Annotated in this window: 23 protein-coding genes; 14 read left to right on the top strand and 9 right to left on the bottom strand. The window is 71.8% G+C overall.

Annotated features, from left to right (window positions below; genetic code table 11):
• Positions 1 to 22 precede the first annotated feature (22 nt).
• The 5 genes from ACFVT5_RS22980 to ACFVT5_RS22960 form a co-directional block, all read right to left on the bottom strand.
• Entirely contained in the window at positions 23 to 778 is a 756-nt protein-coding gene (locus tag ACFVT5_RS22980) for an SDR family oxidoreductase (RefSeq protein WP_389890942.1), read from the bottom strand.
• A gap of 46 nt (positions 779 to 824) precedes the next feature.
• Complete coding sequence (locus tag ACFVT5_RS22975; RefSeq protein ID WP_389890940.1) at positions 825 to 1,613, bottom strand: SURF1 family protein; 789 nt, start codon at positions 1,611 to 1,613, stop codon at positions 825 to 827.
• A gap of 115 nt (positions 1,614 to 1,728) precedes the next feature.
• A complete protein-coding gene (locus ACFVT5_RS22970) occupies positions 1,729 to 1,962 on the bottom strand; it encodes a hypothetical protein (protein ID WP_389890937.1) in 234 nt (77 codons plus the stop codon).
• A gap of 63 nt (positions 1,963 to 2,025) precedes the next feature.
• Complete coding sequence (locus ACFVT5_RS22965) at positions 2,026 to 3,003, bottom strand: DEDDh family exonuclease (RefSeq protein WP_389890935.1); 978 nt, start codon at positions 3,001 to 3,003, stop codon at positions 2,026 to 2,028.
• Between the two features lie 86 nt (positions 3,004 to 3,089).
• On the bottom strand, positions 3,090 to 3,743 hold the full coding sequence (locus ACFVT5_RS22960) for a TetR/AcrR family transcriptional regulator (RefSeq protein WP_389890932.1): 654 nt from the start codon (positions 3,741 to 3,743) through the stop codon (positions 3,090 to 3,092).
• A gap of 129 nt (positions 3,744 to 3,872) precedes the next feature.
• Here ACFVT5_RS22960 and ACFVT5_RS22955 point away from each other — a divergent pair, with 129 nt between their 5' ends.
• The 11 genes from ACFVT5_RS22955 to ACFVT5_RS22905 all read left to right on the top strand — a co-directional run bounded on the left by ACFVT5_RS22955 (position 3,873) and on the right by ACFVT5_RS22905 (position 18,252).
• On the top strand, positions 3,873 to 4,679 hold the full coding sequence (locus tag ACFVT5_RS22955; protein ID WP_389890929.1) for an acetoacetate decarboxylase family protein: 807 nt from the start codon (positions 3,873 to 3,875) through the stop codon (positions 4,677 to 4,679).
• The gene (locus ACFVT5_RS22950) at positions 4,679 to 5,563 is read left to right on the top strand and encodes an SDR family NAD(P)-dependent oxidoreductase (protein ID WP_389890926.1); all 885 of its coding nucleotides are present in this window, start codon (positions 4,679 to 4,681) and stop codon (positions 5,561 to 5,563) included. The genes ACFVT5_RS22955 and ACFVT5_RS22950 overlap by 1 nt, the downstream gene beginning before the upstream one ends.
• A gap of 14 nt (positions 5,564 to 5,577) precedes the next feature.
• The gene (locus tag ACFVT5_RS22945) at positions 5,578 to 6,918 is read left to right on the top strand and encodes an amidohydrolase family protein (RefSeq protein ID WP_389890923.1); all 1,341 of its coding nucleotides are present in this window, start codon (positions 5,578 to 5,580) and stop codon (positions 6,916 to 6,918) included.
• A 71-nt stretch (positions 6,919 to 6,989) separates the two neighbouring features.
• Positions 6,990 to 8,231: an amidohydrolase family protein gene (locus ACFVT5_RS22940; protein ID WP_389891918.1), complete on the top strand. Its 1,242-nt coding sequence runs from the start codon at positions 6,990 to 6,992 to the stop codon at positions 8,229 to 8,231.
• Between the two features lie 181 nt (positions 8,232 to 8,412).
• Entirely contained in the window at positions 8,413 to 13,680 is a 5,268-nt protein-coding gene (locus ACFVT5_RS22935; protein ID WP_389890920.1) for a caspase family protein, read from the top strand.
• Entirely contained in the window at positions 13,667 to 13,999 is a 333-nt protein-coding gene (locus tag ACFVT5_RS22930) for a hypothetical protein (RefSeq protein WP_389890918.1), read from the top strand. The genes ACFVT5_RS22935 and ACFVT5_RS22930 overlap by 14 nt, the downstream gene beginning before the upstream one ends.
• Positions 13,996 to 14,649, top strand: a complete 654-nt coding sequence (locus ACFVT5_RS22925) for a hypothetical protein (RefSeq protein ID WP_389890915.1) — start codon at positions 13,996 to 13,998, stop codon at positions 14,647 to 14,649. Before ACFVT5_RS22930 ends, ACFVT5_RS22925 begins: the two co-directional genes overlap by 4 nt.
• 33 nt (positions 14,650 to 14,682) lie before the next feature.
• On the top strand, positions 14,683 to 15,423 hold the full coding sequence (locus tag ACFVT5_RS22920) for a VIT family protein (RefSeq protein WP_389890912.1): 741 nt from the start codon (positions 14,683 to 14,685) through the stop codon (positions 15,421 to 15,423).
• 139 nt (positions 15,424 to 15,562) lie between these two features.
• Complete coding sequence (locus ACFVT5_RS22915) at positions 15,563 to 16,444, top strand: sterol desaturase family protein (protein WP_389890909.1); 882 nt, start codon at positions 15,563 to 15,565, stop codon at positions 16,442 to 16,444.
• Positions 16,441 to 17,172, top strand: a complete 732-nt coding sequence (locus ACFVT5_RS22910; RefSeq protein ID WP_389890906.1) for a lysoplasmalogenase — start codon at positions 16,441 to 16,443, stop codon at positions 17,170 to 17,172. The genes ACFVT5_RS22915 and ACFVT5_RS22910 overlap by 4 nt, the downstream gene beginning before the upstream one ends.
• A 36-nt stretch (positions 17,173 to 17,208) precedes the next feature.
• Complete coding sequence (locus ACFVT5_RS22905) at positions 17,209 to 18,252, top strand: zinc-binding dehydrogenase (RefSeq protein WP_389890903.1); 1,044 nt, start codon at positions 17,209 to 17,211, stop codon at positions 18,250 to 18,252.
• A 29-nt stretch (positions 18,253 to 18,281) separates the two neighbouring features.
• Here the strand turns inward: ACFVT5_RS22905 and ACFVT5_RS22900 are convergent, their stop codons facing one another.
• From ACFVT5_RS22900 to ACFVT5_RS22890, 3 genes are all read right to left on the bottom strand, one after another.
• Positions 18,282 to 19,304: a CopD family protein gene (locus ACFVT5_RS22900; protein ID WP_389890900.1), complete on the bottom strand. Its 1,023-nt coding sequence runs from the start codon at positions 19,302 to 19,304 to the stop codon at positions 18,282 to 18,284.
• Positions 19,305 to 19,419: 115 nt separating this feature from the next.
• A complete protein-coding gene (locus ACFVT5_RS22895; RefSeq protein ID WP_389890897.1) occupies positions 19,420 to 20,961 on the bottom strand; it encodes a S8 family serine peptidase in 1,542 nt (513 codons plus the stop codon).
• Between the two features lie 109 nt (positions 20,962 to 21,070).
• Entirely contained in the window at positions 21,071 to 22,624 is a 1,554-nt protein-coding gene (locus ACFVT5_RS22890) for a S8 family serine peptidase (protein WP_389890894.1), read from the bottom strand.
• 435 nt (positions 22,625 to 23,059) lie between these two features.
• Here ACFVT5_RS22890 and ACFVT5_RS22885 point away from each other — a divergent pair, with 435 nt between their 5' ends.
• The 3 genes from ACFVT5_RS22885 to moaA all read left to right on the top strand — a co-directional run bounded on the left by ACFVT5_RS22885 (position 23,060) and on the right by moaA (position 26,228).
• Positions 23,060 to 23,425, top strand: coding sequence for a DUF485 domain-containing protein (locus tag ACFVT5_RS22885; RefSeq protein ID WP_389890891.1), 366 nt, complete (start codon positions 23,060 to 23,062; stop codon positions 23,423 to 23,425).
• The gene (locus ACFVT5_RS22880; RefSeq protein ID WP_389890888.1) at positions 23,422 to 25,065 is read left to right on the top strand and encodes a cation acetate symporter; all 1,644 of its coding nucleotides are present in this window, start codon (positions 23,422 to 23,424) and stop codon (positions 25,063 to 25,065) included. The genes ACFVT5_RS22885 and ACFVT5_RS22880 overlap by 4 nt, the downstream gene beginning before the upstream one ends.
• A gap of 173 nt (positions 25,066 to 25,238) precedes the next feature.
• Positions 25,239 to 26,228, top strand: a complete 990-nt coding sequence (gene moaA, locus ACFVT5_RS22875) for a GTP 3',8-cyclase MoaA (RefSeq protein WP_389890886.1) — start codon at positions 25,239 to 25,241, stop codon at positions 26,226 to 26,228.
• A gap of 36 nt (positions 26,229 to 26,264) precedes the next feature.
• On the opposite strand, the gene ACFVT5_RS22870 is transcribed toward moaA, so the two are convergent.
• Positions 26,265 to 26,510, bottom strand: a complete 246-nt coding sequence (locus tag ACFVT5_RS22870) for a hypothetical protein (RefSeq protein ID WP_389890883.1) — start codon at positions 26,508 to 26,510, stop codon at positions 26,265 to 26,267.
• Positions 26,511 to 26,557 lie beyond the last annotated feature (47 nt).

Below are 26,557 nucleotides of genomic sequence, written 5' to 3'. Positions count from 1 at the left end.
GTGCCGCTGGAACCCGCGCCAGCTAGAAACCGTGCCGTGAGCCGCCGTCCACCGGGAGCATCACCCCCGTGAGATACGACGCGGCGGGCGACAGCAGGAAGGCCGCCGTCCGGCCGAACTCCTCGGCGGTGCCGTAACGGCGCAGCGGGATACGGGACTCGTTGGCCGCGCGTGCCGCCTCCGGGTCGGGCGAGAGGCCGTCCAGCTCGCGTACCCGGTCCGTGTCGATACGGGCCGGGAGCAGGCCCACTACCCGGATACCGCGCGGCCCCAACTCGTCCGCGAGGGACTTGGCGAAGCCCGCGAGGCCCGGCCGCAGACCGTTCGACACGGTCAGCCCCGCGATCGGTTCGTGCACCGAACCCGACAGGACGAAGCCGATGACACCGCCCTCGCCGAGTTCCGCGGCGGCGGTCCTGGCGAGCCGCACCGCGCCCAGGAACACCGAGTCGAACGCGGCCTGCCACTGCTCGTCGGTGTTGTCGGCGACGAACCCGGGCGGCGGGCCGCCGACGCTGATCAGGACGCCGTCGAAGCGGCCGAACCGCTCCCGCGCCGTACCGACGAGGCGCGCGGCGACGGCCGGGTCGGCGTTGTCGGCGGCGACCCCCACGGCGTTCGCGCCGAGCGCCTTCTCGGCCGCGGCGATCCGCTCGGGGTCACGCCCCGAGACGACGACCTTCGCGCCGTCGTCGACCAAGGCGTGCGCGGTGGCGTTGCCCAGTCCGCGACTGGCCCCGGTGACGACGTAGACACGGTCCTTCAGTCCAAGATCCATGGGGGACATCCTGCCTCGCGCACCCGGCGCGGGGCGAGGGGAGGCGTCACACCGGGGCGGGAGCGGCCATCTCGGGTGCCGGGTCCGGTGCGGCGGCGCGGTCCCGGCGCTCCCGGCGCACCAGGATCACCCAGCCCACGGGAACTCCCGCAGCGAACAGCCACCACTGGACCGCGTACGCCATGTGCGGGCCGATACCGCTGTGGTCGGGGTCGCCGATCAGCTCCGGGGTGCCGTCGCGCGGCTCGGGCGCCGTCTGCTCGATGAAGCCGCCGAGCACCGGCTTGCCGAGGGTCGTCGCCATCTGGGCGCTGCCGATCAGCATGATCTGCCGGTCCGGCAGCCCCTTGAGGTCCTTGATGCCGCTCGCCGCGGTCGTCTCGTCCGCCATCAGCCGCCCGGTCACCGTGACCTCACCGGGCGCGGGCGCGGGGATCTTCGGGAACGCGGTCTGCGCGCCGTCCGCCGGGATCCAGCCCCGGTTGACCAGCAGCACCTTGCCGTCCGTGAGCACCAGCGGGGTCAGGACGTGGAAGCCGACCTCGTCGGCCGCGTTGGTGCGGCGCCGCACGACGACCTCGTGCGCGGTGTCGTACGTGCCCTTCGCGGTCACCCGGCGGTAGCGCTCGGAGTCGGACACGCTGTGCCCCGGGGACGTCAGCTCCTCGGCCGGGACCGGCGGGGCGGCCAGCGCGTCGGAGACCAGCTTGTTGTGCGCGACGCGGTGCTCGTGCCGGTGCAGCTGCCAGAAGCCCAGTTCGACCATCACCGGGATGAGGACGAGGGTGAGGAGGGTGAGGATCACCCACTGCCGGGACAACAGGAAGCGGTACACCCCACGACGGTACAACCGGCACATCGGGAGCCGTCCGCCAGGGGTGACCTCCGGACCTCCGGTCCCTGATGTCCGGTCCCTCACCTCCGGACCTGGTCCCTGACCTCCGGTTCCGTCACACCTGGTCGACGATGCCCACCCGCCCCTCTGCGCGGGAGCAGTGCGCCCCGCAGTACCAGTGCCCCGCCACCTCGACGCCCTGGCCGATGATGCGGCACCGGCAGTGCTCGCAGATGGGCGCCATGCGGTGGATGGCGCAGGAGAAGCAGTCGAAGACATGCACGGCGCCCTGCGCGTGCACTTCGAAGGACATCCCGTAATCGTTTCCGCAGACCTCGCAACGTGCCATGCGCCACAGGGTGGGACGTCAGGACCCGTCAGGCGAGCGGGCAGGCTGAGGCCCGCCCGACAATCACCCGTCCGCCGGGGCGACGTCCCGCAACAGCTGTCCGAAGGCCGCCTCGTCGATCACCGGCGTGCCGTACTCCTTGGCCTTCGCGGTCTTGGAGGTGCCCGAGTCCGGGTCGTTCGTGACGAGGAGGCTGGTCCGCCGGGACAGGCTCGTCGCGATGTGCAGTCCCGCCTCGGTCGCCCGGTCCTCCAGGAGGTCCCGCTCGACGGAGGTGTCCCCGGAGAACGCGACCCGCATGCCCTGCCGCAACGGCTTGCCCGCCTCGTACAGCCCCGGGTTCGGATACGGGCACGGGGGGCGCTTGCGCGACGGGCGCCAACTGCCGGGCCGGTACGACGACTGGCGGCCGATCCTCGGGGTCGCCGGGCTGTCCGACCACTCCGTCAGCGGCCGGCACTCCAGGAGCGGCAGCCGCACCCCGCTCCGGGCCGCCGCCCGCAGGCTGGGCCGGAACGCCTCGGCGAGCACGCGCGCGTCGTCCAGCGCGTGGTGCGCGCGCTGCTGGACGACCCCGAAGTGCGCGGCCAGGGTCTCCAGCTTGTGGTTGGGCAGCGGCAACCCCAGCTCCTTGGAGAGGGCGATGGTGCACAGCCGCTGACGGACCGGCGGGGTACGGCTCGCGCGCGCGTACTCACGGGCGATCATCGACCAGTCGAAGACCGCGTTGTGCGCGACCAGGACGCGGTCCGCGAGCCGGGCGGCGAACTCCTCGGCGATGTCCGCGAAGAGGGGCGCACCCGACAGCACGTCACGTGTGAGGCCGTGGATCCACACGGGACCCGGGTCACGCTCCGGGTCGACCAGCGTGTACCAGTGGTCCTCGACCTCGCCGCGCGCGTCCAGCCGATACACCGCCGCGGACACGATCCGGTCGTCCCGGGCCAGCCCTGTCGTCTCGACGTCGACAACCGCGTACCCCTGGGGATACGCGGTCGGCCACTCGGCCGGGGAAGCTGCGGTCGTACGGTCGTCGAGCATGGTCACTGAGGATACGGCCCGGCACTGACACTCCGTCCGCCACCACCCTCACGCGCGGGCTCGCGCGGAGTGACCTCCCCCGGCGCTCAGTTGACGGTGCCTCGGCCGGGCGGTGCCGGGCCGTCCCCGGGCAGCAGCGAATCCACGAGCGCCCGGACCGACGTCAGGAACAGCCGCTCCGGGTCGATCGGGCGGCCCAGGGCGCGGGCCAGCGCGGGGTCGTCGTCCGCCGTGCCGGCGGTCCACAGGTCCTCGTCGGCGGGGCGCTGTACGGGAGCGCGCTCGCGGTTGCGTTCGACCAGCACGAAGCCGACGACCTGGACCTGCACGGCCCGCACCACATCGGCGGCCCGCGCGCCCCGCAGCCCCGCCGCGTGCACCTCATGGATGAGCGCGCGGCGGGCGGGCAGGAACATGCGCTCCGTCAGGCCGCGTTCGTGGACCATCGCGATCAGGTGCGGATGGTCGCGCAGCCGGCGGCGCAGCGCGCGGGCGACGGAGACCACCCGCGCGGCCGGGGTGCGGCCCCGGGGGCGGATCTCGCCCAGCTCGGCGACCGTGCGCTCGACCAGGGCGTCGAGCAGGGACTCACGGTTGCCGACGTGCCAGTAGATCGAGGTGACCGCCGTGCCCAGTTCGGCGGCGAGCTTCCGCATCGTCAGCGCCTGCGGTCCGTGCTGCTTCACCAGGGCCGTGGCGGCGTCCAGGACCTCGTCACGGGTGAGCGCCGCTCTTGTCATGCCCGCACTTCCTCCGTGCCTCGCCGCTGCCGTCGGTCCCGAACTCTCCTCCGTGCACGCCTCTTTACCCTTCATCGCCCTCGGTGTAACTGTGTTACAGACGCTTCGACCTATGAAGGGCGGTACGTCATGGCACGCGTACGGTACGGCGCGCGCGGTGCGGCGGAGATCGCGGCGGCGCGCACCACGAGCGGCACCCTTCCCGACATCTGGTCCACCGGTGTCGTCGCGGTGTGGGAGAGCGACCCGGACGTGGTCGCCGCGGTCCTTCCGCCGCCACTGAAGCCCGCGCCGCGCCCCCTGGTGCGGGTCACCATCAGCAAGGTCGACCTGCCCGGGTACCCGCTGGGCGCGGGCTCGTTCGCGGTCGCCGCGGCGCACGGCGGGGTCGAGGGCTGGTATCCGCTGGTGATGCCGATGACGCACGAACGGGCCCTGACCGGCGGCCGGGAGGTGTTCGGTGAGCCGAAGAAGCTCGGCGAGGTGACCGTCGAGCGGGACGGTCTGGTCGTCCGGGCGTCGCTGGCCCGGCACGGCATCGCGTTCGTGGAGGTGCGCGGCGCCGTGAGCGGACCGCTGCCGCTGCCGGAGCCGGAGCGCAGGACGGACTTCTACTTCAAGTTCCTGCCCGCCGTGGACGGTTCGGGCTTCGACGGGGACCCCGTCCTCGTGCACTGCGAGCGCCGGGAGCGGGTGCGCGCACTGGAGCGGATCACCGGGGACGTGGTGCTGCGCGAGTCGATGTACGACCCGGTCGCCGATCTGCCGGTGCGCAGGCTGGTCGGGATCACGTTCGGCGAGAAGACCACCGACCAGCGGGGCAGGGTGGTCGAGCGGGTCAGCGCCGAGGCCCTGCTGCCGTACGCGCACCAGCGTTACGACGATCCCCTCCAGATCCACGACGGGCCGCCCGGGACCGCGCGGGGGAGTGCCTGATGGAGCTGCGGCAGGGACAGGTCGCCGTGGTCACCGGCGCGGCGAGCGGTATCGGGCTCGCCCTGGCCCGGCGGTTCGCCGCCGACGGCCTCAAGGTGGTGCTCGCCGATGTCGAGGAGGCCGCCCTGGAGAAGGCGGCGGAAGGGCTGCGCGCGGACGGGACGCAGGTCCTCGCGCGCGTGGTCGACGTCGGGGAACGCGCCGAGGTGCTCGCCCTGGCCGACGCGGCGTACGACGCGTTCGGCGCCGTCCATGTGCTGTGCAACAACGCGGGCGTCGGCTCCGGCGCCGAGGGCCGGATGTGGGAGCACGACCCGAACGACTGGAAGTGGGCCTTCGCGGTCAACGTGTGGGGCGTCTTCCACGGCATCCAGGCGTTCGCCCCCCGCATGATCGCCTCCGGCGCGCCCGGCCATGTCGTCAACACCTCGTCCGGCGACGGCGGTATCGCCCCGCTGCCCACGGCGTCCGTGTACGCCGTCACCAAGGCCGCCGTCGTCACACTCACCGAGTCCCTGTACGCGCATCTGAGGGCGGAGCACGCGCGCGTGGGCGCCTCCGTACTCTTCCCCGGACCCCACATGCTGCGCACCGGACTGTGGGAGTCCCATCGCAACCGGCCCGAGAAGTACGCCAAGTCCCGCCCCCGTAAGACCCCTTACCGCAGCCTCGGCCAGTGGGAGGCGGCGATGCGCGACGCGGGGCAGGAGGTCGCGTTCACGCCCGTCGAGGACGTCGCGGACCTTGTCGCGGACGGGATCGCCGCCGACCGTTTCTGGCTGCTGCCCGAGAGCGAGCACAGCGACCGGCAGATCCGCGCCAGGTCCCGATCGATGCTGGAGCGCGCCAACCCGTCGTATCTGGAGAGCTTCATCCTGGACTGACCGAGGGAGCCGGCATGACAGCCGACGAACAGCCCGAGCGGCCCGAACAGCCCGACCGGCCCGACCGGTTCGAAGAGCCTGAACAGCCTTATCTGATCGTCTCGTCCGACTGCCACGCCGGGCTGCCCACCGAGGAGTACCGGCCCTATCTGGACCGCCGTTTCCACCGCGCCTTCGACGAGTTCCTCGGACAGCGCGACGCCCGCCGCGCGGAGGCGACCCGGCTCGGTATCCGTAACGACGCCTTCGCCGAGCGGTGGTTCCAGGAGCACGAGGAGGGCCTGCGCGGCGGCTGGGACAGCGCGCAGCGCGTCAAGGAACTCGACGGCGACGGGGTGGCCGCCGAGGTCGTCTTCCCCGACGCGGACGCCGTCGACAGCCGTACGGCGGCGCCCTTCGGGGTCGGGCTCGGACTCTCGGGGGACCAGGACCCCGATCTCGGCATGGCGGGCGCGCAGGCGCACAACCGGTGGCTCGCCGAATTCGTCGGCGAGCACCCCGAACGCCACTGCGGGGTCGCGCTGCTGCCCGTCACCGCCGACACCGCACGGGTCGTCGCCGAGATCCGCCGCGCGAAGGAGTCCGGGCTCGGCGCCCTGATGATCCCGTCGATGTGGGTCGACAAGGAGCCCTACCACGACCGGCGTTACGACCCCGTATGGGCCGCCGCGGCCGAGTGCGGGATGCCCGTCGTCACCCACTCGGGGGCCGCACCGCGCCACGAGTACGGCGACCACCTCGGGATCTATGTCTCCGAGGTCATCTGGTGGCCCGCGCGCCCGCTCTGGTTCCTGCTCTGGTCCGGTGTCTTCGAACGGCACCCCGGGCTGCGGTTCGGGATCGCCGAGTCGGGCTGCTGGTGGCTGCCGAACCTGCTGTGGTTCATGGACCGGCTCTACCTGGGCGCCCACGGCGGCAAGAAACTCTCCCCGTTCGCCGAACTGAAGCGGCCCCCGCACGCGTACCTGGACCGGCAGGTGTTCATCTGCGCCACCAACACCAAGCGCCGTGAACTCGCCCAGCGTTACGAGATCGGCGTCGACAACATCCTCTGGGGCAGCGACTTCCCGCACCCGGAGGGGACCTGGCCCGACACGCGCGCGTGGCTGCGGAAGACCTTCCACGACATCCCCGTCACGGAGACCCGCCGGATGCTCGGCCTGGCCGCCGCCGAGGTGTTCGGCTTCGACACCGGGCGACTAGCGCCGCTGGCCGCCCGTATCGGCCCCACCCCGGCCGAACTCGGCCAGAGCGCCGACCAGTCGGCCGTCGAGGCGTCCTGGGCGCGCTCACGCGAGGTGGGCCGCCACTGGCTGACGGACCACGACTTCCCCGCCCTGGGGGTGACCCCGTGACCGACAGCGCGACCGACTCGCCCAACACGTCCGACTCACCCAACACGTCGGACACATCCGACCGCTACACGGTGATCTCCGCCGACTGTCACGCCGGCGCCGATCTCCTCGACTACCGGCCCTACCTGGAGCGGCGCCACCACGACGCCTTCGACGTGTGGGCGGCCGACTACGTCAATCCGTACGCGGATCTCCTCGCGGACACCGCCGACCGCAACTGGAACTCCGCCCGCCGGATCGCCGAGTTGGAGGCCGACGGCATCGTCGCCGAGGTCGTCTTCCCGAACACCGTGCCGCCGTTCTTCCCGTCCGCGTCCCTGATGGCACCGGCGCCCACGCGCGCGGAGTTCGACCGGCGCTGGGCCGGGTTGCGCGCGCACAACCGCTGGCTCGCCGACTTCTGCGCCGAGGCTCCAGGGCGCCGCGCGGGCGTCTTCCAGATCTTCCTCAACGACGTCGAGGAGGCCGTCCGGGAGATCCGGTGGGCCGTCGGCGCGGGCCTCACGGGCGGTCTGCTGCTGCCGGGCACCCCACCGGGCTCAGGGCTGCCCGAGCTGTACTCCACCGTCTACGACCCGATCTGGTCGGTCTGCGCCGAACTGGGCGTCCCGGTGAACCACCACGCGGGATCGGCATCCCCGCCCCTCGGTGACGAGCCCGCCGCGCGCGCGGTGTTCATGGTCGAGACGACCTGGTTCTCGCACCGCGCCTTGTGGCACCTCGTCTTCGGCGGGGCCTTCCGGCGCCATCCCGGGCTGCGTCTCGTCCTCACCGAACAGGGCTCCGGCTGGATCCCGGGCGTGCTCGACATGCTGGACTACTACCACGGCAGGTTGGTCGCGGCGGCGACAAAGGCGTCCACGTCCACGGAGACGTCGGGGCAGGGAAAGGCGTCCGCAGAGGCGAAGTTCGGTGTGGGGCTCGCCGACGCGATGGGCAAGGGCCCGTCCGCCGTCTGGCGCGACCACTGTTTCGTCGGCGCCAGCTTCATGCGCCCGCACGAGGTGCCGCTGCGCGACCGCATCGGCCTCGACAAGATCATGTGGGGCAGCGACTACCCGCACGACGAGGGAACGTACCCCTACACGCGCGAGGGCCTGCGGATCTCCTACGCGGGCCTCCCGCGCGCGGAGATCGCCGCCATGGTCGGCGGCAACGCGGCCCGCGTGTACGGCTTCGACCTCGACCGCCTGGGCCGGCTGGCCGCCCGTGTCGGCCCGACCGTCCGGGAACTGGACGAACCCCTCACCGCGCCCCCACCGGACGCGACGAGCCCGGTGTTCGCGAAGGGAGGCTCGGTACGCGTCTGGTGACAGCACCGCACACCGGACACGAGCACCGCCCCCGCCCAGGCCGCCCCCGCCGTACTCCCCCCCTTCCCGTTCCCTCCCCTTCCCGTTCCCTCCTCGAACTCCGGAACCGCAGAGGCCCGTTGTGCCATCCTGACCTGCACCGGAGGACACCCATGGGGAGCACAGGGGGAGGCGGTCGGCGTTGGGCGCGAGCAGGCGTGCGCTGTTGGTGGCGGTTCCGCAGTACGAACTGTCCGACCGGTTCCCCGATCTGACGCGGGTCGTCCAGCGGGACGTCGAAGTGCTGGGCGACGCCCTGCGCTCCTCCGGGTACGCGGTCGAGGTGATCGGCACCTCACCGGACGCGCCCGCGCTGCGCTCCCGTATCCGCAGCGCCGTCGGCCGGGTCTGCGCCACGGCACCCGAGGACGGCACCGTCCTGGTCCACTTCACCGGACACGGCATGTCCGTCGACGGCAGTGACCATCTCGTGCCCGCCGACGCCCAGTTGAGCTGGGCCAGCGACCCGCCCGACGTCGACCTCGGCAGCCTGATCGACCTCGACCTGAGCACCCTCCTCAAGGGCTGCCGCGCGGGCACCGTCCTGCTGACGGTCGACGCCTGCCGCGGGACGGACGAGTCCGGCACCGGCTCGCACGGCGGACCCGCGACCAACTTCCCGTCCCGGCCGGAGCGTGTCGCCGTCCTGTTCGGCTGCGGAGCCGGGCAGGTCTGCGGATCCGACGACGAGTCGGGCAGCCACTTCACGCGCGCGCTCGCGGACGCCCTGCACGCCGACACCTCACCGCGTTCCGTGGCCGACGTCATCGCGCACACCGCCCGCAGGACCGCCGAGTTCGCCCGCGCGGCCGGCGCGGAACAGAACCCGCGCACGCACTACGCGCCCGGCGCTTCCGACGCCGCCGTCGGACGGGTCGACCTGTGCGCCGGACGCACCCTCCAGGAGGACTGGACGCTCGCCGTCCGCGACCCCGACCTGTGGGCGGCCGTCCCCTGCGACGACGAGCGCCGCGCCGGGCTCCAGAAGGCCCTGGTGCGGCTGGCCGAGGAGTGCGCGCAGTGGCGTACCGCGGGCCTGGCGGGGGTCACCGACCCCTGGGCCGACGACGGCTGCCCGGTGCGGGTCCTCACCCGGGGGCTGCGCCCCCTCCTCGCGCCGTCCCTCACGCGCGGGGGACCCCTTCTGGACGCGGCCGAGTTCGCGATCCTCGCGGCGGCGCCGTTCGTCCGCGAGGCCGTGCACGCCATGGGGGTCAAGGAGACCGGCGCCGCCCGCCCCTTCGCACTCGACCAGGCGACCGACGCCCTGGCCCGCGACCCCGAACGCGTCGACCTGGAGCACACCTTCGCCGCGCACTCGCTGCTCTGGCGCAAGGGCCGCGAACTCGCGGGCCGGACCCGGGCGGGCGCCGAGGACGACGCCCGCGCGGTCGCCGCCTGGCTGCTGCACCGCCATGCCGGGGCCAAGGAGGAACTCTGGGACGTGTACGCGCCGCAGCTCCTCACCCCGCTCGCCCAGGCGATGATCGGCGCGGACGCGGCACCGGCCCGTATCGGCGAACTCACCGACGAACTCGTCCGGATCTGCCGCCAGACCGGCGTGGTCCCCGCCCGGCGCCACGCCGGCGACCAGGAGAGCGCGGGCGCCGGATGGCGCCTGGACGAGATCGTGTACGCGGCCGACCGGGCACCCGAGCGATGGCGCCCACGCGACCTGTCCTGGCTGATCGGTGTCGCCGGGCTCCTCGGCGGCGACCTGCGGGAACTCCCCGGGGTCCTCGTCGACAACATCGGCGTCACCGACGGTCTGGTCCCCGCCCAGGCGGTCGCCGGCATCCGCGAGGTGCGCTGGGCCCTGGACCCGTACAGCAGGACCCTCGACCTCGATCTGCCGTGCCCGCACCCCGCCGTGCACGCGGCTCTGGAGGTGCTGACCGGCTGGGCCGACGACGCCGTGCAGCGGATCCGCGAACACACCGGACCCACCGGGCCGACCGGGCTGCTCGCCCACCTCCCCGACCGCGTCACCTGCCGCAAACTGCGCCCCCAGTACGACCCCGCGACCAAAGGCGACATGTACGGGGTGCCGCTGATGCGTTTCGGTCTCGCCGAGGACGAGATGCGCGAACTCCTCATGGGCACCCAGCTCTACGGCGACCGGACCCTCGCCCTGCGCGAGCTGTACCAGAACGCCCTCGACGCCTGCCGCTACCGCCAGGCACGGCTGCGCTACGGCAAGGCGGACAAGGACATCCCGTACCGCTGGGACGGCGAGATCGTCTTCCGGCAGGGCGTCGACGGCTCCGGGCGCCGCTATGTCGAGTGCGAGGACAACGGCGTCGGGATGGGCCGCGAGACCCTGCGGGGCACCTTCGCGCGCGCGGGACGACGTTTCGAGCAGTCGAGGGAGTACCGCAGGGAGCAGGCCCGCTGGCGGCGCGCGGACCCCGAGCTGCGGATCTTCCCCAACAGCCGGTTCGGCGTAGGGGTGTTCAGCTACTTCATGCTGGCCGACGAGATCAGCATCTGGACCCGCGGCACCGACGAGTACGGACGCGCGGAGTCGGGGCAGGGGCTGCGCGTCGACATCGCCTCCAGCGGCAGCCTGTTCCGTATCAAGCCGAGCGAGGAGTCCCAGCCCACGGGCGGTACCCGGGTCCGCCTGTACCTCCAGTCCGACGACGACTTCGACACCGCGGGCGAACTCGGCAAGCGGATCTGGCGTACGGACTTCGCGATGCGCGTCGAGGACGGCGGACGAACGGTCCGCACCTGGGAGGCGGAGGCGCTGTACTACCGGGGCGACGCCACGACACCCGTACGGGCCGCGGACGACCTGTGGTGGGTGCCGGGCGGGGGACACGTACTGGCGGACGGGGTGCTGGTGGAGGAGACGGAGACGGAGGACCGGTACGGGCCCGTTCCCGGGACCGATGACGTGCCGCGGGACGCGGACGACGTCCCGTACGGATGCGTGGTGGACCTCCGCGCGTCGCACGCCCCCGAGATCTCCACCAGCAGGAACGCGATCCTGTCCTACGACCGTGCCTATGTGAAGCGGCAGGTCCTCGACGCCTGCGCGGAGTTCCGGAGCCCGGACTGGTTCACTCTGGAGTGGCTGTGGTTCTTCGCTCTGGTGATGCCGGAAGCTGCCGAGCGGATCGCGGAACGCCTCCTCGCGGCGGACGCGCGGATCAGCAGCGAACTGTGCTGGGAGGGGCCAGGCGCCGTCGAGTTCCGCCGGATCGGCTTCTATCCGGACGACCGGGGGCTCGTCGGCTGGCGCGGCGGGCGGTTCTTCATTTCCGCCAGCTTCGGTTACACCTCCACGGACGAACGGGTACTGGCCTGGCGGGCGGGTGTCCTTGCCGCCGCCCGGATCGAGCTGGACCGGGACCGGGTGGACTTCGCGGTCCCGGACACCGTCGAGGGATATCCGGAACCCGCCCTGTGGGAGTCCCGCGACACCGATGGCTACACGAATACCTTCGACAAGCTGTTCCAGGCGCTGCTTTCCAGGGCGCGGGACGAGCCGTGCACCGTCGGCGTCCTGTTGAGACGGCTGCGACGGTACGCGATCATGGGCATGGTGGTGCCCGCCGTACCCGATCCGGACCTCACGCACCGGTGGGAACTCGACGCGACGGACTGCGGTCTGATCCTGGGGAACCGCTTTCCCTCTCTCTGGCTGGACCAGTGGAGAGAAGGCATGGAACCGTTGGAGACGACCACCGCCTGGTCCGTGCTGAGCGTCCTCGGCAACTTCGCCGTGGGCCAGCGGCTCCCGGTGCGGGAAGCCCTGGACCGGGCGCGGCGGTTCGCGTCCGTCGGATTCGCGATCCGCATCCCCGACACCGTCTCGCAGCCGCCGGACGACCTCGTCGTGACCGAAGAGGAGCTGTCCGCGCTCTACTGGCATCCCGAATTCTCCGGGCCGCACCGCCAGTTCATGCACGAGTTGCACCGGCCGTCCGACGCCGAGTTCACCGCCGTGCTGCGGCGCCACTCCTGGCTCGGTCTGTCCGAGACGCCCGCCGCGCGCGGAACGCAGACGGCGACCGGCCCGGCGACACGGAACATGACACCCGAGGAGGACACGGAGTTCGAGCGGGTATTCGGAGGGCGCGCGTACAGCTGGCTCACGCGTGTGACGATCCGTCAACTGGTGCACGCGTCCGGGGTGCTGTCGCTGTCCCTGACCGAGGTCGTCGAGAAGTACGCCCACGCCCTGCGGGGCACGGACCTGCGGCTGCCGGACCCCGGTGAGCTGGGGGTGAGGGTCTTCAGCCGCCTCGACAGTGAACTGCTGACCGCCGCCCGCGCGGACAGGATCGGATACGGAGAAGACGACGGGGAGATCCCCGCGCCTCTGCTCGACACCGCCGTCGCCGTGCGCAGGGTGCAGGCGGACGCGGACCAGGTGACGCGGGCCCTCGCAGGACTCGCCGACGCGGGCCTTGTCGATCCACGCGCGGTCGGCCTGGTCGAACAGTGGCGTGCCCTGCCGTCGGTCGACATGAAGCTGCTCCCGGAACACGGTGGCGCCAAGGGCCGGATCGACCTCAGATTCCGCAGCGACGAGGTGGAACTGCCCGCCGATCCCGCCGGCCTCACCACGCCGTACGCGGTCGCCGCCGCGGCGGCTGCCCGCGCGACTCTGGGCACCGCGTTCGCCCGGCTGCCCGAACTCGCGGCCCTGACCGGACTGACCGTCGCCGACCTGCCGTCGGACCTACCGGCCGGTCTCGCGGGCCTCCGCCCCAGTTCCTCCGACGTCCTGGCCTGCTGCACCGTGGACGACCGCACGGTCCGGTGGCGTGCCGCGACCCCCACGGCGCTCATCGAACACGCCCGCCACAACGAATGCACCCTGGGCGAGAGCATCACCGCCCTCAGCCGCTACGCACCACTGGGCGGCTCCTGGCGCTTGCCCGCGGACGGTGACGCGACCGACGGCTGGAGCGACCACCGGCCGACCGCGCACGACACCGCCGCCTTTGCCGACGACCTCATCGGTGACCGGCCCGCCCACGCCATGGATCTGCTGCGGGTCGCCGCCCGGTTCGGTTGGCGGCTCGACCGGACCTGGGACCAACTCGCGTACTACCGGCCCTTCGGGCTCGATCTGCGGGTGGCGCGGCCCGATGTGGACGTGATTCCCACCTGGCGCGACCTGATCCTGCTGAGCGAGCACTACACGGGCCGCGCCCCGGCGATCACCGGCGAGGTGGCCCCCGAGCGGATCGGCGTCAGTGCCCGGGAACTGGAGCGGTCGACCCGCTGGGTGGGCGACCGACTCGCCCTCTACAAAGGCGTGTTCGGCCTCACCCTGCCTCGCGCGTACCCGGCGAACCCCGCGCCGACCCCGCCGCCGGAGCCGTACCGGCCCACCGTCGCCACCGCCCGAACCTCACCGGATGTCCGAAAGGGGCCCGATGCCCGCGCATGAGCACACTTCCTTCCGGGAGGCGGAGGTCCCGCCCACGGACCCGTTCACCGTGGAGCGGTCCGAGGACGGCCGCTGGTACACCGTCACGGGGCCCTGCCCGACCTGCCGGGCCACATCCGTGTTCCGGGTCGCGTACGGCGTCCTGGGGCCCACCAAGGGCCGTACACGCCGCAAGCCGCCGCCGCTCACCGGAGAGGTCGTCGTCTTCTGCCAGTGCGGCTACCCGCATCCGGACAAGCCGGCGGAGTCGCCCGACGCCGGATGCGGCGCGTTCTGGGTGGTGCCGGTGCCCCCGGGGACCGGCGGGCCCACACCGTGACGGACCTGCTCAGGAAGCGGTACGCGCAACTGGGGCAGCAGGTGCAGCTCGACCAGCTCGGCACCGTACGGCGGCAGGCCGAGGGCTGGCGGAACGGGCTCGCCGGGCTCACCGGACTGGTCGGCGCCGTCTTCGTGCTCAAGGGGCGCGAGAGCGTCGCGGGCATGCCGGACGGCTGGCGCTGGACCACGGCGGGCCTGCTCGTGCTCGCCTTCGCGCTGCTGCTCGCCGGGGCCATGTACGCGGTACGGGCCGCGCACGGACAGGTCGGGCACGGGACCTGGCTCACCGGCGACCGGCTGTTCGCTGCCGTGCTCGACGAGGTCGAGCGGACCCAGGACGCGCTGGCCGCCGCGCGCCGGTGTTCCGTGGCGGGACTGTGCGCGGTCGTCGCGGCGGTCGCCGTGTCCTGGGTGGTTCCCGTGGAGGACACCGCGGAGCCGTCCGGCACGGCGCCCCCGTATGTGCTCGTGGTCACCGAACAGGGCGCTTCCTGCGGCGAGTTGATCGCCGGGGACGCGCGGGGCGTCACCCTCAGGGAGGCGGCGGGGAAGACCGCGGCCAAGGGGGCGTCCGGGGGAGCGGCCGGTCCGCTGCGGATCGTGGCGACCGAGGAGATCCGGTCCCTGACGCCGGTGCGCCGGTGCTGAGGCGGCGGACCCGGGGATGAGACCCTTCCCCGCGTGAGCGAACAGGGACCGCAACAGGGGCCGCGGGGCGTGCCGACCCACGACGAAGCGCACGGCGGCGGCCTCGGCGGGCGCCTCAACTGGCTGCGCGCCGCCGTGCTCGGCGCCAACGACGGCGTCGTGTCCACCGCCGGACTCGTCGTCGGCGTCGCGGGCGCCACCAGCGACCGGTCCACCCTCCTGACGGCGGGGCTCGCGGGGCTGCTCGCGGGCTCCATGTCCATGGCGGCCGGTGAGTATGTGTCCGTGTCCACGCAGCGCGACTCCGAGAAGGCCGCCATCGCCCTGGAGAAGTGGGAGTTGCGGGAGCAGCCCGAGGCCGAACTCGTGGAGCTGACCGGGCTTCTGGAGGAGCGGGGCCTCAGCCACGAGGTCGCCCGCGAGGCCGCCGTACAGCTCACCGAACGGGACGCGCTGCGGGCCCACGCCAGCGAGGAGTTGGGGATCAACCCCGACGAACTCGCCAATCCCTGGCACGCCGCCTGGGCCAGCTTCCTCGCCTTCACGGCGGGCGCGCTGCTGCCCCTGCTCGCGATCGTCCTGCCGCCCGACGGGTGGCGGCTCCCGGTCACCGTCCTGTCGGTACTCGCCGCCCTCACCTTCACCGGATTCGCCAGCGCACGGCTCGGCGCCGCGTCCCCGCGCCGCGCGATCGTACGGAACGTGGCGGGCGGGGCGCTCGCCATGGCCGTCACCTACGCGGCGGGCGCCCTGCTCGGGGCTGTGGGGGCCTGACGGGGCCTGATGCGGGCCTGGCAGGTTCCTGACGGGGGCCGACTTGGCGGGGGTCCACAGAACACGCGCGCTACCGCCGGTAATACTTGTCGGTAACAACGTCTGGCGGTGACCCCGTCGGCGCCTCTACGGTGCACGCATGCCGAACCTGCCCGATGCCGTGCTGTGGTCCGTACCGGCCTTCGTCCTGCTCACCGTCATCGAGATCGTGAGCTACCGACTGCGTCCCGACGAGGACGCGGCGGGCTACGAGACGAAGGATGCCGCCACCAGCATCACCATGGGGCTCGGCAGTCTCGGCTTCGACCTTCTGTGGAAGATACCGATCGTCGCGATCTACACCGCCCTGTACGAACTCACCCCGCTGCGCGTGCCCGTCCTGTGGTGGACGATCCCGCTGATGCTCCTCGCGCAGGACTTCTTCTACTACTGGTCGCACCGGGGCCACCACGTCATCCGCATCCTGTGGGCCTGCCATGTCGTGCACCACTCCAGCCGCAAGTTCAACCTGAGTACGGCGCTGCGCCAGCCCTGGACGACCCTCACGGTGTGGCCGTTCTACCTGCCGCTGATCGCGTGCGGGGTGCATCCGGCGGCGCTCGCGTTCTGCTCGTCGGTGAACCTCGTCTACCAGTTCTGGATCCACACCGAGCGCATCGACAAGCTGCCCCGCCCCGTCGAGTTCGTCCTCAACACGCCCTCGCACCACCGCGTCCACCACGCGTCCCAGGGCGGCTATCTGGACCGTAACTTCGGCGGGATCCTCATCCTCTGGGACCGGCTCTTCGGCTCGTTCGTGCCCGAGACGGCGCCGCCCGTGTTCGGCCTCACCAAGAACATCACCACGTACAACCCGCTGCGCGTCGCCACCCATGAGTACGCGGCCATCGCCAAGGACGTGCGGGGGGCGGCCAGTTGGGGTGAGCGCGCCGGACGTGTGTTCCGCGGACCGGGCTGGCGGCCGGAGCCTCGCGAGACCGCCACCGGTGCCGCCACCGCCGTCACGGAGGGCACCGCGTGACCCGCCCGCTCACCACTACCGGCGTCGTCCCGCGCGCGGTACGCCGGGACACACTCGCCCGTGCGCTGCTGACCGCGTACGGCGCCGTCGCCCTCGCCGACCTCGTCGCCCTGCTCGCCGCAGCCGACCTCGGGCACACCCTGCTCAAGCCCCTCCTGCTGCCGCTCCTCGCCGCCTGGGCGGCCACCCGTGGCGGACCGCCGCTGCTGACCGCCGCGCTGCTCTTCGGCTGGGGCGGCGACGTCCTGTTGCTCGCCGACCGGGACCCCCTCTTCCTCGCCGGAATGGGCTCCTTCGCCGTCGGACACGTCTGCTATCTCGCCCTCTTCCAGCGGTACGGGCCATCCGCCGGGCCACCCCGCGCGCGTACCGCATCGCTCGCCGCCGTCTACGCCGTGGCCCTCGTCGCCACCGTCGCGCTCCTGTGGCCCGATCTGCCGGCGGACATGCGGGTGCCCGTGGCGGGCTACAGCCTGCTGCTTGCCGCGATGGCCTTCCGCGCCACCCGGCTGGGACCGGCCGCGGCGGTCGGTGGCGCGCTCTTCCTGCTGTCCGACACCCTCATCGCCACCGGAATCGCCGACTGGCCGCAGCTCCCGCGCCCCGACTTCTGGATCATGCTCACCTACCTCACCGCCCAGGCGCTCCTCGCCCGGGGTGTGCTCTCCCGCGCCGCCGCCCCGGGCGCGCGACGGCAGCAGGGCCCGGCGTACCGTGAGGAGCCCTGAGGAGCGCACCGCTCCCGGAACGAGCCGAAGGAACCCATGCGCGCCACCACCGTCCACGCCCCCTTCGACCTGCGCGTGGAGGACGTGCCGGAACCCTTCGTGCGGCTGCCCACGGACGCCGTCGTCCGAGTCGTACGGGCCTGTGTCTGCGGCAGCGACCTGTGGGCGTACCGAGGGGTGGCCGCGCGGGAGCCGGGGCAGCGCATCGGGCACGAGTTCCTGGGGATTGTCGAGGACACCGGCTCCGAGGTGAGAGGGGTACGGCGCGGGGACCTCGTCGTGGCGCCGTTCATGTGGTCGGACGGTGTCTGCGACTTCTGCCGCGAGGGCCTCACCACGTCGTGCGTGCACGGCGGCATCTGGGGCGCGGTCGGCTACGACGGCGGCCAGGGCGAGGCCGTGCGCGTGCCCTACGCCGACACCACCCTCGTCAGGCTGCCCGCCGACGCGCTGTCCGACGACCGTCTGCTGTCCGCGCTGCTCGCCCTCTCGGACGTCCTGGGCACCGGCCACCACGCGGCGCTCGGCGCCGGAGTGCGGCCCGGTGCCACGGTCGCCGTCGTCGGGGACGGCGCGGTGGGCCTGTGCGCCGTGCTCGCGGCCCGCCGGCTCGGCGCCGAGCGGATCATCGCCCTCGGGCGCCACGAGGCCCGTACGGACATCGCGCGGCGCTTCGGCGCGACAGACGTGGTCGCCGAGCGCGGTGCGGCGGCCGTCGCGGCGGTACGGGAACTCACCGGCGGCCAGGGCGCGCACGCCGTCGTGGAGGCGGTCGGTACCGAGCAGTCGATGCGGACGGCCGTGGGCATCACCCGCGACGGCGGTGCGATCGGCTTCGTCGGCGTCCCGCACGGCAGCGGCACCGGCCTCGACCTGAGCGTCATGTTCGACCGGAACATCGCCCTGCGCGGCGGGGTCGCGCCGGTACGGACGTACATCCCCGAGCTGCTGCCCGACGTACTCGACGGCACTGTCGACCCGTCACCCGTGTTCGACCTCACCGTCGACCTGGAGGACGTGCCGGCCGGGTACAAGGCGATGGACGAGCGCACGGCCCTGAAGGTCCTCGTCACCGTGTGAACACCGAACACGGACCTCCGCGTACCCCGTCACCACCGGATCGGTATCGGCACCGCCGTCAGCAGTGCCGAAGCGGCGACCACCACCCCCAGGACGGCCACCTCCGCGCGCGCGGGCGCGTACGCGGTGAGCGGGTCCGCCGCGCCCCGCAGCCGGCGCCGCGCGACCAGGGCCAGCAGCGCGACCACGGCGACGAGCAGCACCTTGGCGACCAGGGTGCGCCCGTACGCCGTCGTCAGAAGCTGGTCGACGACCGTGTCCTGCGGCATCCGGCGCAGCGTGCTCACCACCCCCGTCGCGGTGACGGCGGCGAGCAGAACGGCCGCCACGCGCGCGTAGAGACCGAGCAGCGCGGCGCCCGCGCGCGGGGCCGTGCCGCGCCACCGCCACACCGTGCGCAGCACGTACAGCAGGCCGCCCACCCACAGCGACGCGCACACCACATGGACCAGGGTGAGCGCGGAGCCGATCAGGGGGGTGCTCTCCGTCGTGGGGTGGGCGCGCAGGGCCTCAGCGACGACGATCGCGGCCAGCGGCAGGAGCTGCGTCGCCGGACGCCGTGAGCGGGCCAGCACGGCGGTGAGCAGGAACGCGTTCACCTCGATCAGGGCCAGCGCGCCGTCCCGGGTCTGGTAGAGGCCGCCGATGTCCATGTCGGCGAGCCGGCGCGGCACGAGATTGCCGGTGGCGACGACGGAGGCCAGGCCCAGCGCGGCCAGACATCCCGCGCCCGACGCGAGCGCCGCCCAACTCCTCGGCGGCGCGGCCGATTCGGGCCCCTCGGACATCCCCCGCACCCGCCGCGCCAGCCACCCGGCGAACACCTCGCCCGCCGGTACGCACACCGCCGCGAACAGCACCGTCCGCAGCAGCGCGATCCCGCCCGCACCCGGCGCCGCCGCCTCACCCGTGCCGTTCAACGCGACCGAGGGACCGAGCAGCGGCACCAGGGCGGCGACGGCCACCAGGACGAGGACGGCCACGGCCCGTCCGAGGGACGGACGGTGTACGGATCGTGCCGGGAGCGGCGGGGGTATCGGGCTCGTGCTCATCACCAGATCTTCACACGCGTCAACGGCCGGTGGCCGCCCGGGAACGCACCCGGACGGCCACCGCATCACCTCGGTTGGGAGCGCCGACCGCGCCCCTTCCCCTCCGTACTACGTGCTACTTGGTCACGGCGTTCAACGCGTTCGCGATGCCCGCGCCGTAGAAGCCGTTGTTGTTCTTGTTGCCCACGCAGACGGCGTCGATCGTGCCGTCGTTGTTGATGTCGTACGGGTCGGTGCACGGCGTGGCGTCGGCGCCCTTGTACAGCAGCGCCTTCACCTGGGCGGCGGAGGCATTCGGGTGCGTCGACTTGATGAGCGCGGCGACACCGGCGACATGCGGGGACGCCATCGACGTACCGGCCATGTAGCCCCACCGGTTGCCCGGCAGCGGGCCGAGGATCAGACCGCTCGTCGCGGGCGGCGCGGGCGTCTGGTAGGCGGTCGAGTCGCCACCGGGCGCGGCGATGTCGATGACACCCTTGCCGTAGTTCGAGAACGACGACTTGATGCCCTTGGCGCCCGTCGCGGCCGTGGTGACGACACCCGGCAACTGGGTCGGGATGTCAAGGCACTTGGACGGGTCGATGACGCGGTCGCTCGGCGTCCCGTCGTTGGGGCTGACCGGGTCGGTGATCGACTTCGACGCGAGGTCGTAGTTCTCGTTGCCCGCCGCCGCGACGTTGACGGTGCCCTTCTTCTCCGCGTACCGCGACGCCCGCGAGACGGCCTCGACCAGTGCCTTCTGGTCGGGGTCGTTCTTGCAGTTGAAGTACCACGGGTCGGTGTAGTAGCTGTTGTTGGTGACGTCCACGTCGTGCTCGGCGGCCCACATGAAGCCGCAGACGACGGCCTCCGTGTAGAAGTAGCCGTCCGGGTTGGACACCTTGATGCCGGACACCTTCACACCGGGCGCGACACCGGTCATGCCGACGCCGTTCTTCGCACCGGCGATCTCACCCGCGACATGCGTGCCGTGCGGGCTCTCGGCCGCGCTCGGACGCCAGGCGCCGTCCGCCGTGTTCGGCGCGCCCGACACACAGTTCACGGACGCCTCACGGTCGAAGTTCGGCGCGATGTCGGGGTGCGTGTCGTCGACACCCGTGTCGATGACGGCGACGGTGACCTTGCTGCTGCCGAGGGTCTTCTCGTGCGCCTTGTCCGCCTTGATCGCGGGAAGGTCCCACTGCAACGGCTCCAGCGGGTCCTGCCCGGCGGCAGCGGCGGCGGTCGCCTCCTTGACCTCGTCCGCCGAGAGCACCTTCGGGGCGCCCATGTCACCGGTGGACTGCGCGGGCAGCGGCGCGTTGCGGGTGGCGCCCGCCGACTCGACGCCGTGGCTCTTGCGGATCAGCTTGGCGAAGTCCGGGTTCGACGAGTGGACGACGACCACGCCGATCTTGTCGTACGACGCGACGACGGTGCCGCCCGCCTTACCTATCTCCTTGCGTACGGACGAGGAAAGGCCGTGCGAGGAACGGAGGTTGACGACATAGCTCAGCGCGGTGGCGTCGGCGTTCGTCGCGCCCTGCGCGGCGGGGGCCTGGGACGCCGTGTCCGCGGCCGACGCGGCGTTCGGCAGGAACGCCAGCGCGGAGGCGACGGCCATGCCGAGCGGAACGGCGACGGTGCGCCGGGTACGCGCGAAACGAGCGCTCATGTGATCTCCAGTTCGGTGAACCCCTGCGGTCGGAAGCAGGGCGGAAAAAGCGGCGGAACGTGCGGCGGAAGGTGCGTCGGGGGAGCGGTGAAGGACCGTGCGGGGACGGTCACTTGACCGCGGCGAGCGCGTTGACGACTCCGAAGCCGTAGAAGCCGTTCACCCGCTTCCCGCCCTTGCAGAAGGAGTCGACGGTGCCGTTCCCGTCCGGGTCGTACGGCTCCGTCGGGCAGCCCGGGTTGTCCGCCTGCGCCTTCATGAGGGCCTGCAACTGCGCGGGCGACGCCCACGGGTGCGTCGACTTCAGCAGCGCGGCGACACCCGCGGCGTGCGGCGACGCCATCGACGTGCCCTGGAGGAAGCCGTACTGGCCGCCCGGCATGGTCGACAAGATGCGGCCGTTCTTCGACGGCGTGTCCGGGATCTGGTACTTGTCGCCGCCCGGCGCCGCGATGTCGATGACACCCTCGCCGTAGCTGGAGTAGTACGACTTGATGCCCTGGACACCCGTCGCGCTGACCGTCACGACACCCGGCAACTGGGTCGGCAGGTCGAAGCACTTGCGCGGGTCGATGGTGCGGTCCACCGGCGTCGTGTCATTGGGGCTGGACTTGTCGAGGATCGACTTGGCGTCCAGGTCGTGGTTCGAGTTGCCCGCGGACGCCAGGCTCAGGGTGCCCTTGCGCTGGGCGTACTGCTGGGCCCGGTCGACCGCGTCGACGATGGCCCGCTGGTCGGGGTCGTCCATGCAGTTGTACATCCACGGGTCCACGTAATAGCTGTTGTTGGTGATCTCGACGCCATGGTCCGCGGCGAACACGAAGGCGCACACCACGGCCTCCGGGTAGAACAGCTCGCTGACCGGGTCGGCCACCTTGATGCCCGAGACCTTCACACCCGGCGCGACACCCGCGACACCTGTCCCGTTGCGGGCGGCGGCTATCTCACCGGCGACATGCGTGCCGTGGTAGTGGTCCGGGTTCGCGGGACGCCAGGCGCCCGGCGAGGTGTCCGGCTTGCCGCCGACGCAGTTGGCGGACTGCTCGGCGGAGAAGTTCGGGGCCAGATCGGGGTGCGTGTCGTCGACGCCGGTGTCGATCACGGCGACGGTCACCTTGCGGCTGCCCGGATTGATCGCGGCGGCCTTGTCGGCGCCGATGGCCCGCAGGTCCCACTGGTCCGCTTCGAGAGGCTCGGCGGGCACCGTCCCGGGCTTCCCCGGCTTGGCGCTCTTCGCGGACGCCTGGCCGGCCTTGGCGACCTCGGCGGCCGACAGATACTCGGGGGCGCCTTCGTCGGTGGTCCCGGCGGCGCTCAGCGGTGCGGTGCGGGTGGCGCCCGCGGACTGGACACCGCGCACGGCACGCATGTGCTGACCGAAGTCCGGGTTCGACGAGCGCGCGACGATGACGCCGATCTTCTCGTACGCGATGACGACGGTGCCGTCGGCCCTGGCGATGGCCTGCCGTACGGACTCCACCGTGCGGTGGTCGGTCCGTGTGTTGACGACGTAGGCCAGACTCGGTCCTTCGGCGGTCACGGCGGCGGGTGCGGCGGCCGGAGCCGCCGACGCGGTGCCCGGCAGCACGCCGAGCGCCGCCGTGAGTGCCAGTCCGAGCGGCACGGTCAGGACCGACCGCCGTCTGGAGCGCAGATGAAGCATGGGATCTCCACATCATCCGGATAACGGAACTGCCCGAACACAAGGGTGCTGCTCGGGCAGGTACATGACGGGGTAACTCAAGGGGTGAAGCTATCCCCGGTCCTCCGTGATCAGCAATGATTTCCTGAAAGAAAGACCGGCTCCCGCCGCTTCGAGGCGAGGAGTTGGCCCTCACCGGGTCCGGGGACGGATGGGGGAGTTCGCGGTGACTTGAACCGCTTCTTCGTACGGCTCACCGACGTTGAGCCCATGGCAAGACCAACTACCCCCTGTTCGGATCACGCACCGGGCTCTAGCATCGCCATCCGACCCGCGTGATCCACGTCACTGTGAGGTCAGCACACCATGTCCGTTCCCCAGCCCCCGCCGGCCCCGACATCCCCGGCGTCCACCCCGTCAGCCGTCGTCAGCGCACCCCCATCGCGAGGAGACTCCGTGGCTACCGATGGACCACCACCCGAAGGCGCCACCGACCGCAGGCCGGACCTCCCCTCGACCGAGGCGTTCGTCGAGGTCCAGGAGAGCGCGGAGTTCGGTGAACTACGCCACTCCTACCGCTCCTTCGCCTTCCCCCTGACCCTCGCGTTCATCGCGTGGTACCTGCTCTACGTCCTGCTGTCGAACTACGCCGGCGGCTTCATGGGCACCAAGCTCTTCGGCAACATCAACGTCGCCCTGGTGTTCGGCCTCGCCCAGTTCCTCACCACCTTCCTCATCGCCTGGTGGTACTCCCGTCACGCCGCGGCCAAGCTCGACCCCAAGGCCCAGGCCATCAAGTCCCGGATGGAGGGCGGCGCATGAGCCCCGCAGTCACGACGCCCGCGCTGTCGCAGCGCGTCCTCGCCGCCGGAGAGGCCAGTGAGCACCGGCCGCTGATCATCGCCCTGTTCGCCGCCTTTGTCGTCGCCACCCTCGTCATCACCGTCTGGGCGGGCCGGCAGACCAAAAGCGCCTCCGACTTCTACGCCGGCGGGCGCCAGTTCACCGGCTTCCAGAACGGACTCGCCGTCTCCGGCGACTACATGTCCGCCGCGTCGTTCCTCGGTATCGCCGGCGCCATCGCCCTGTTCGGCTACGACGGCTTCCTCTACTCGATCGGCTTCCTCGTCGCCTGGCTGGTCGCCCTGCTCCTGGTCGCCGAACCGCTGCGCAACTCCGGCCGCTACACGATGGGTGACGTCCTCGCGTACCGGATGCGGCAACGGCCCGTACGGACCGCGGCCGGCACCTCGACCATCGTGGTGTCGATCTTCTATCTGCTCGCGCAGATGGCCGGCGCCGGTGTCCTCGTCTCGCTGCTGCTCGGCATCACCAGCGACAGCGGCAAGGTCGCGATCGTCGCCCTGGTCGGCATCCTGATGATCGTGTACGTCACCATCGGTGGCATGAAGGGCACCACCTGGGTGCAGATGGTCAAGGCCGTCCTGCTGATCAGCGGCACCCTGCTCATCACCTTCCTGGTCCTGCTGAAGTTCAACTTCAACATCTCCGACCTGCTCGGCAAGGCCGCCGAGAACAGCGGCAAGGGCGCCCCCTTCCTGGAACCCGGACTGAAGTACGGCGCCACGTCCACATCGAAGCTGGACTTCATCTCCCTCGGCATCGCCCTTGTCCTCGGCACCGCCGGACTGCCGCACATCCTCATCCGCTTCTACACCGTGCCCACCGCCAAGGCCGCACGGAAGTCCGTGAACTGGGCGATCGGCATCATCGGCGCGTTCTACCTGATGACCATCGCGCTCGGCTTCGGCGCGGCGGCACTCATCAAACCCGACGAGATCATCGCCTCCAACAAGGCGGGCAACACGGCCGCGCCTTTGCTCGCGCTCCATATCGGCGGCGTCGACTCGGCCTGGGGCGCGATCCTCCTGGCGACCATCTCGGCCGTCGCCTTCGCGACGATCCTCGCCGTGGTCGCGGGCCTCACCCTCGCCTCGTCCTCGTCGTTCGCGCACGACATCTACGCGAACGTCATCAGGAAGGGCCAGGCCACCGAGAAGGAGGAGGTACGGGCCGCCCGCTGGGCCACCGTCGCCATCGGCATCGTCTCCATCGGCCTCGGCGCGCTCGCCCGTGACCTCAATGTCGCAGGACTGGTCGCCCTGGCCTTCGCCGTCGCCGCCTCAGCGAACCTGCCGACGATCCTCTACAGCCTCTTCTGGAAGCGGTTCACCACCCAGGGCGCGCTCTGGTCGATCTACGGCGGTCTGACCACGGCGGTCGTCCTGGTGCTGTTCTCGCCGGTCGTCTCCGGCAAGCCCACGTCGATGTTCCCCGACGCCGACTTCCACTGGTTCGCGCTGGAGAACCCCGGCCTCGTCTCGATCCCCGTGGGCTTCCTGCTCGGCTGGCTCGGCACCGTCCTGTCCAAGGAGAAGGCCGACGCCGGCAAGTACGCGGAACTGGAGGTCAGGTCCCTCACCGGCACCGGCGCCCACTGATCCCGGCACCCGCGAGCCCCGCGGCGCGGCCGTACCGTACGCATCCTGGTAGATCCGTACGACACGGCCGCGCCGCTCCTCGTGGGATCGGGCCCCCTACCGATGTCAGTGCTGTCACGTAGGCTCGCACGTAGCAGGCAACAACGATCAGCACGACCAGGGAGGGGGCCCACGTGCTCATCGACACCTATGGCCGAGTGGCCACCGACCTCCGTGTGTCGCTGACGGACCGGTGCAATCTGCGCTGCACCTACTGCATGCCCGAAGAGGGCCTCCAGTGGCTGGCCAAGCCCGATCTGCTCACCGACGACGAGATCGTCCGCCTCATCGAGATCGCCGTCACCCGCCTCGGCATCACCGAGGTCCGCTTCACCGGCGGAGAGCCCCTGCTGCGCCCCGGCATCGTCGGCATCGTCGACCGGGTCGCGCGCCTCACGCCCCGCCCCCAGATGTCCCTCACCACCAATGGCATCGGCCTCAAGCGCACCGCCGCCTCGCTGAAGGCGGCCGGCCTTGACCGCGTCAATGTCTCCCTGGACACCCTGCGCCCCGACGTCTTCAAGGCCCTCACCCGCCGCGACCGGCTCGCCGACGTCCTGGCCGGCCTGACGGCCGCCCACGCGGCGGACCTCACCCCGGTCAAGGTCAACACGGTGCTGATGCCGGGGCTGAACGGCGACGAGGCCCCCGACCTGCTCGCCTGGGCGATCGACGGCGGCTATGAACTGCGGTTCATCGAGCAGATGCCGCTGGACGCCCAGCACGGCTGGAAGCGGGACGGCATGATCACCGCCGGTGACATCCTGGCCTCGCTGCGCACCCGCTTCACGCTCACGCCCGAGGACTCCGCGGCCCGTGGCTCGGCGCCCGCCGAGCGCTGGATCGTGGACGGCGGACCGCACCGGGTCGGCGTCATCGCCTCCGTCACGCGTCCGTTCTGCGCGGCCTGCGACCGCACCCGGCTCACCGCCGACGGGCAGGTGCGCACCTGTCTGTTCGCCCGCGAGGAGACCGATCTGCGGGCCGCCCTGCGCGAGGGCGCGGGGGACGAGGCGATAGCGAGGATCTGGAAGCTCGCGATGTGGGGCAAGAAGGCCGGCTCGGGCCTGGACGACCCGTCGTTCCTCCAGCCCGACCGCCCGATGTCGGCGATCGGCGGCTGACAGCCCGGCCCCGCACGTCCAGGTCGGCGGCTGCGTTCAGGGCGCGGTGGGCTCACCGTCCCACTCGTCGAACTTCACGACGTCCTTGAGGAAGCCCCGCATCCCGAGGAACTGCGACAGATGCTCACGGTGTTCGTCGCACGCGAGCCAGGTCTTGCGCCGCTCCGGTGTGTGCAGCTTCGGGTTGTTCCAGGCAAGCACCCAGACGGCGCCCGCGCGGCAGCCCTTGGCCGAACAGACGGGAGACGACGGGCCGTCGGATGAGAAGTGCGAGAGGTCCACGACCCCCAGCCTAGGACGTGTCCATGAGGCGGGAAAAGGCGACGCCG

It is taken from the genome of Streptomyces sp. NPDC058001, assembly GCF_042886315.1.
Classification (GTDB): domain Bacteria; phylum Actinomycetota; class Actinomycetes; order Streptomycetales; family Streptomycetaceae; genus Streptomyces.
The sequence above is the reverse complement of the archived record's forward strand: the minus strand, read 5'-3'. Positions and strand labels throughout refer to the sequence as shown.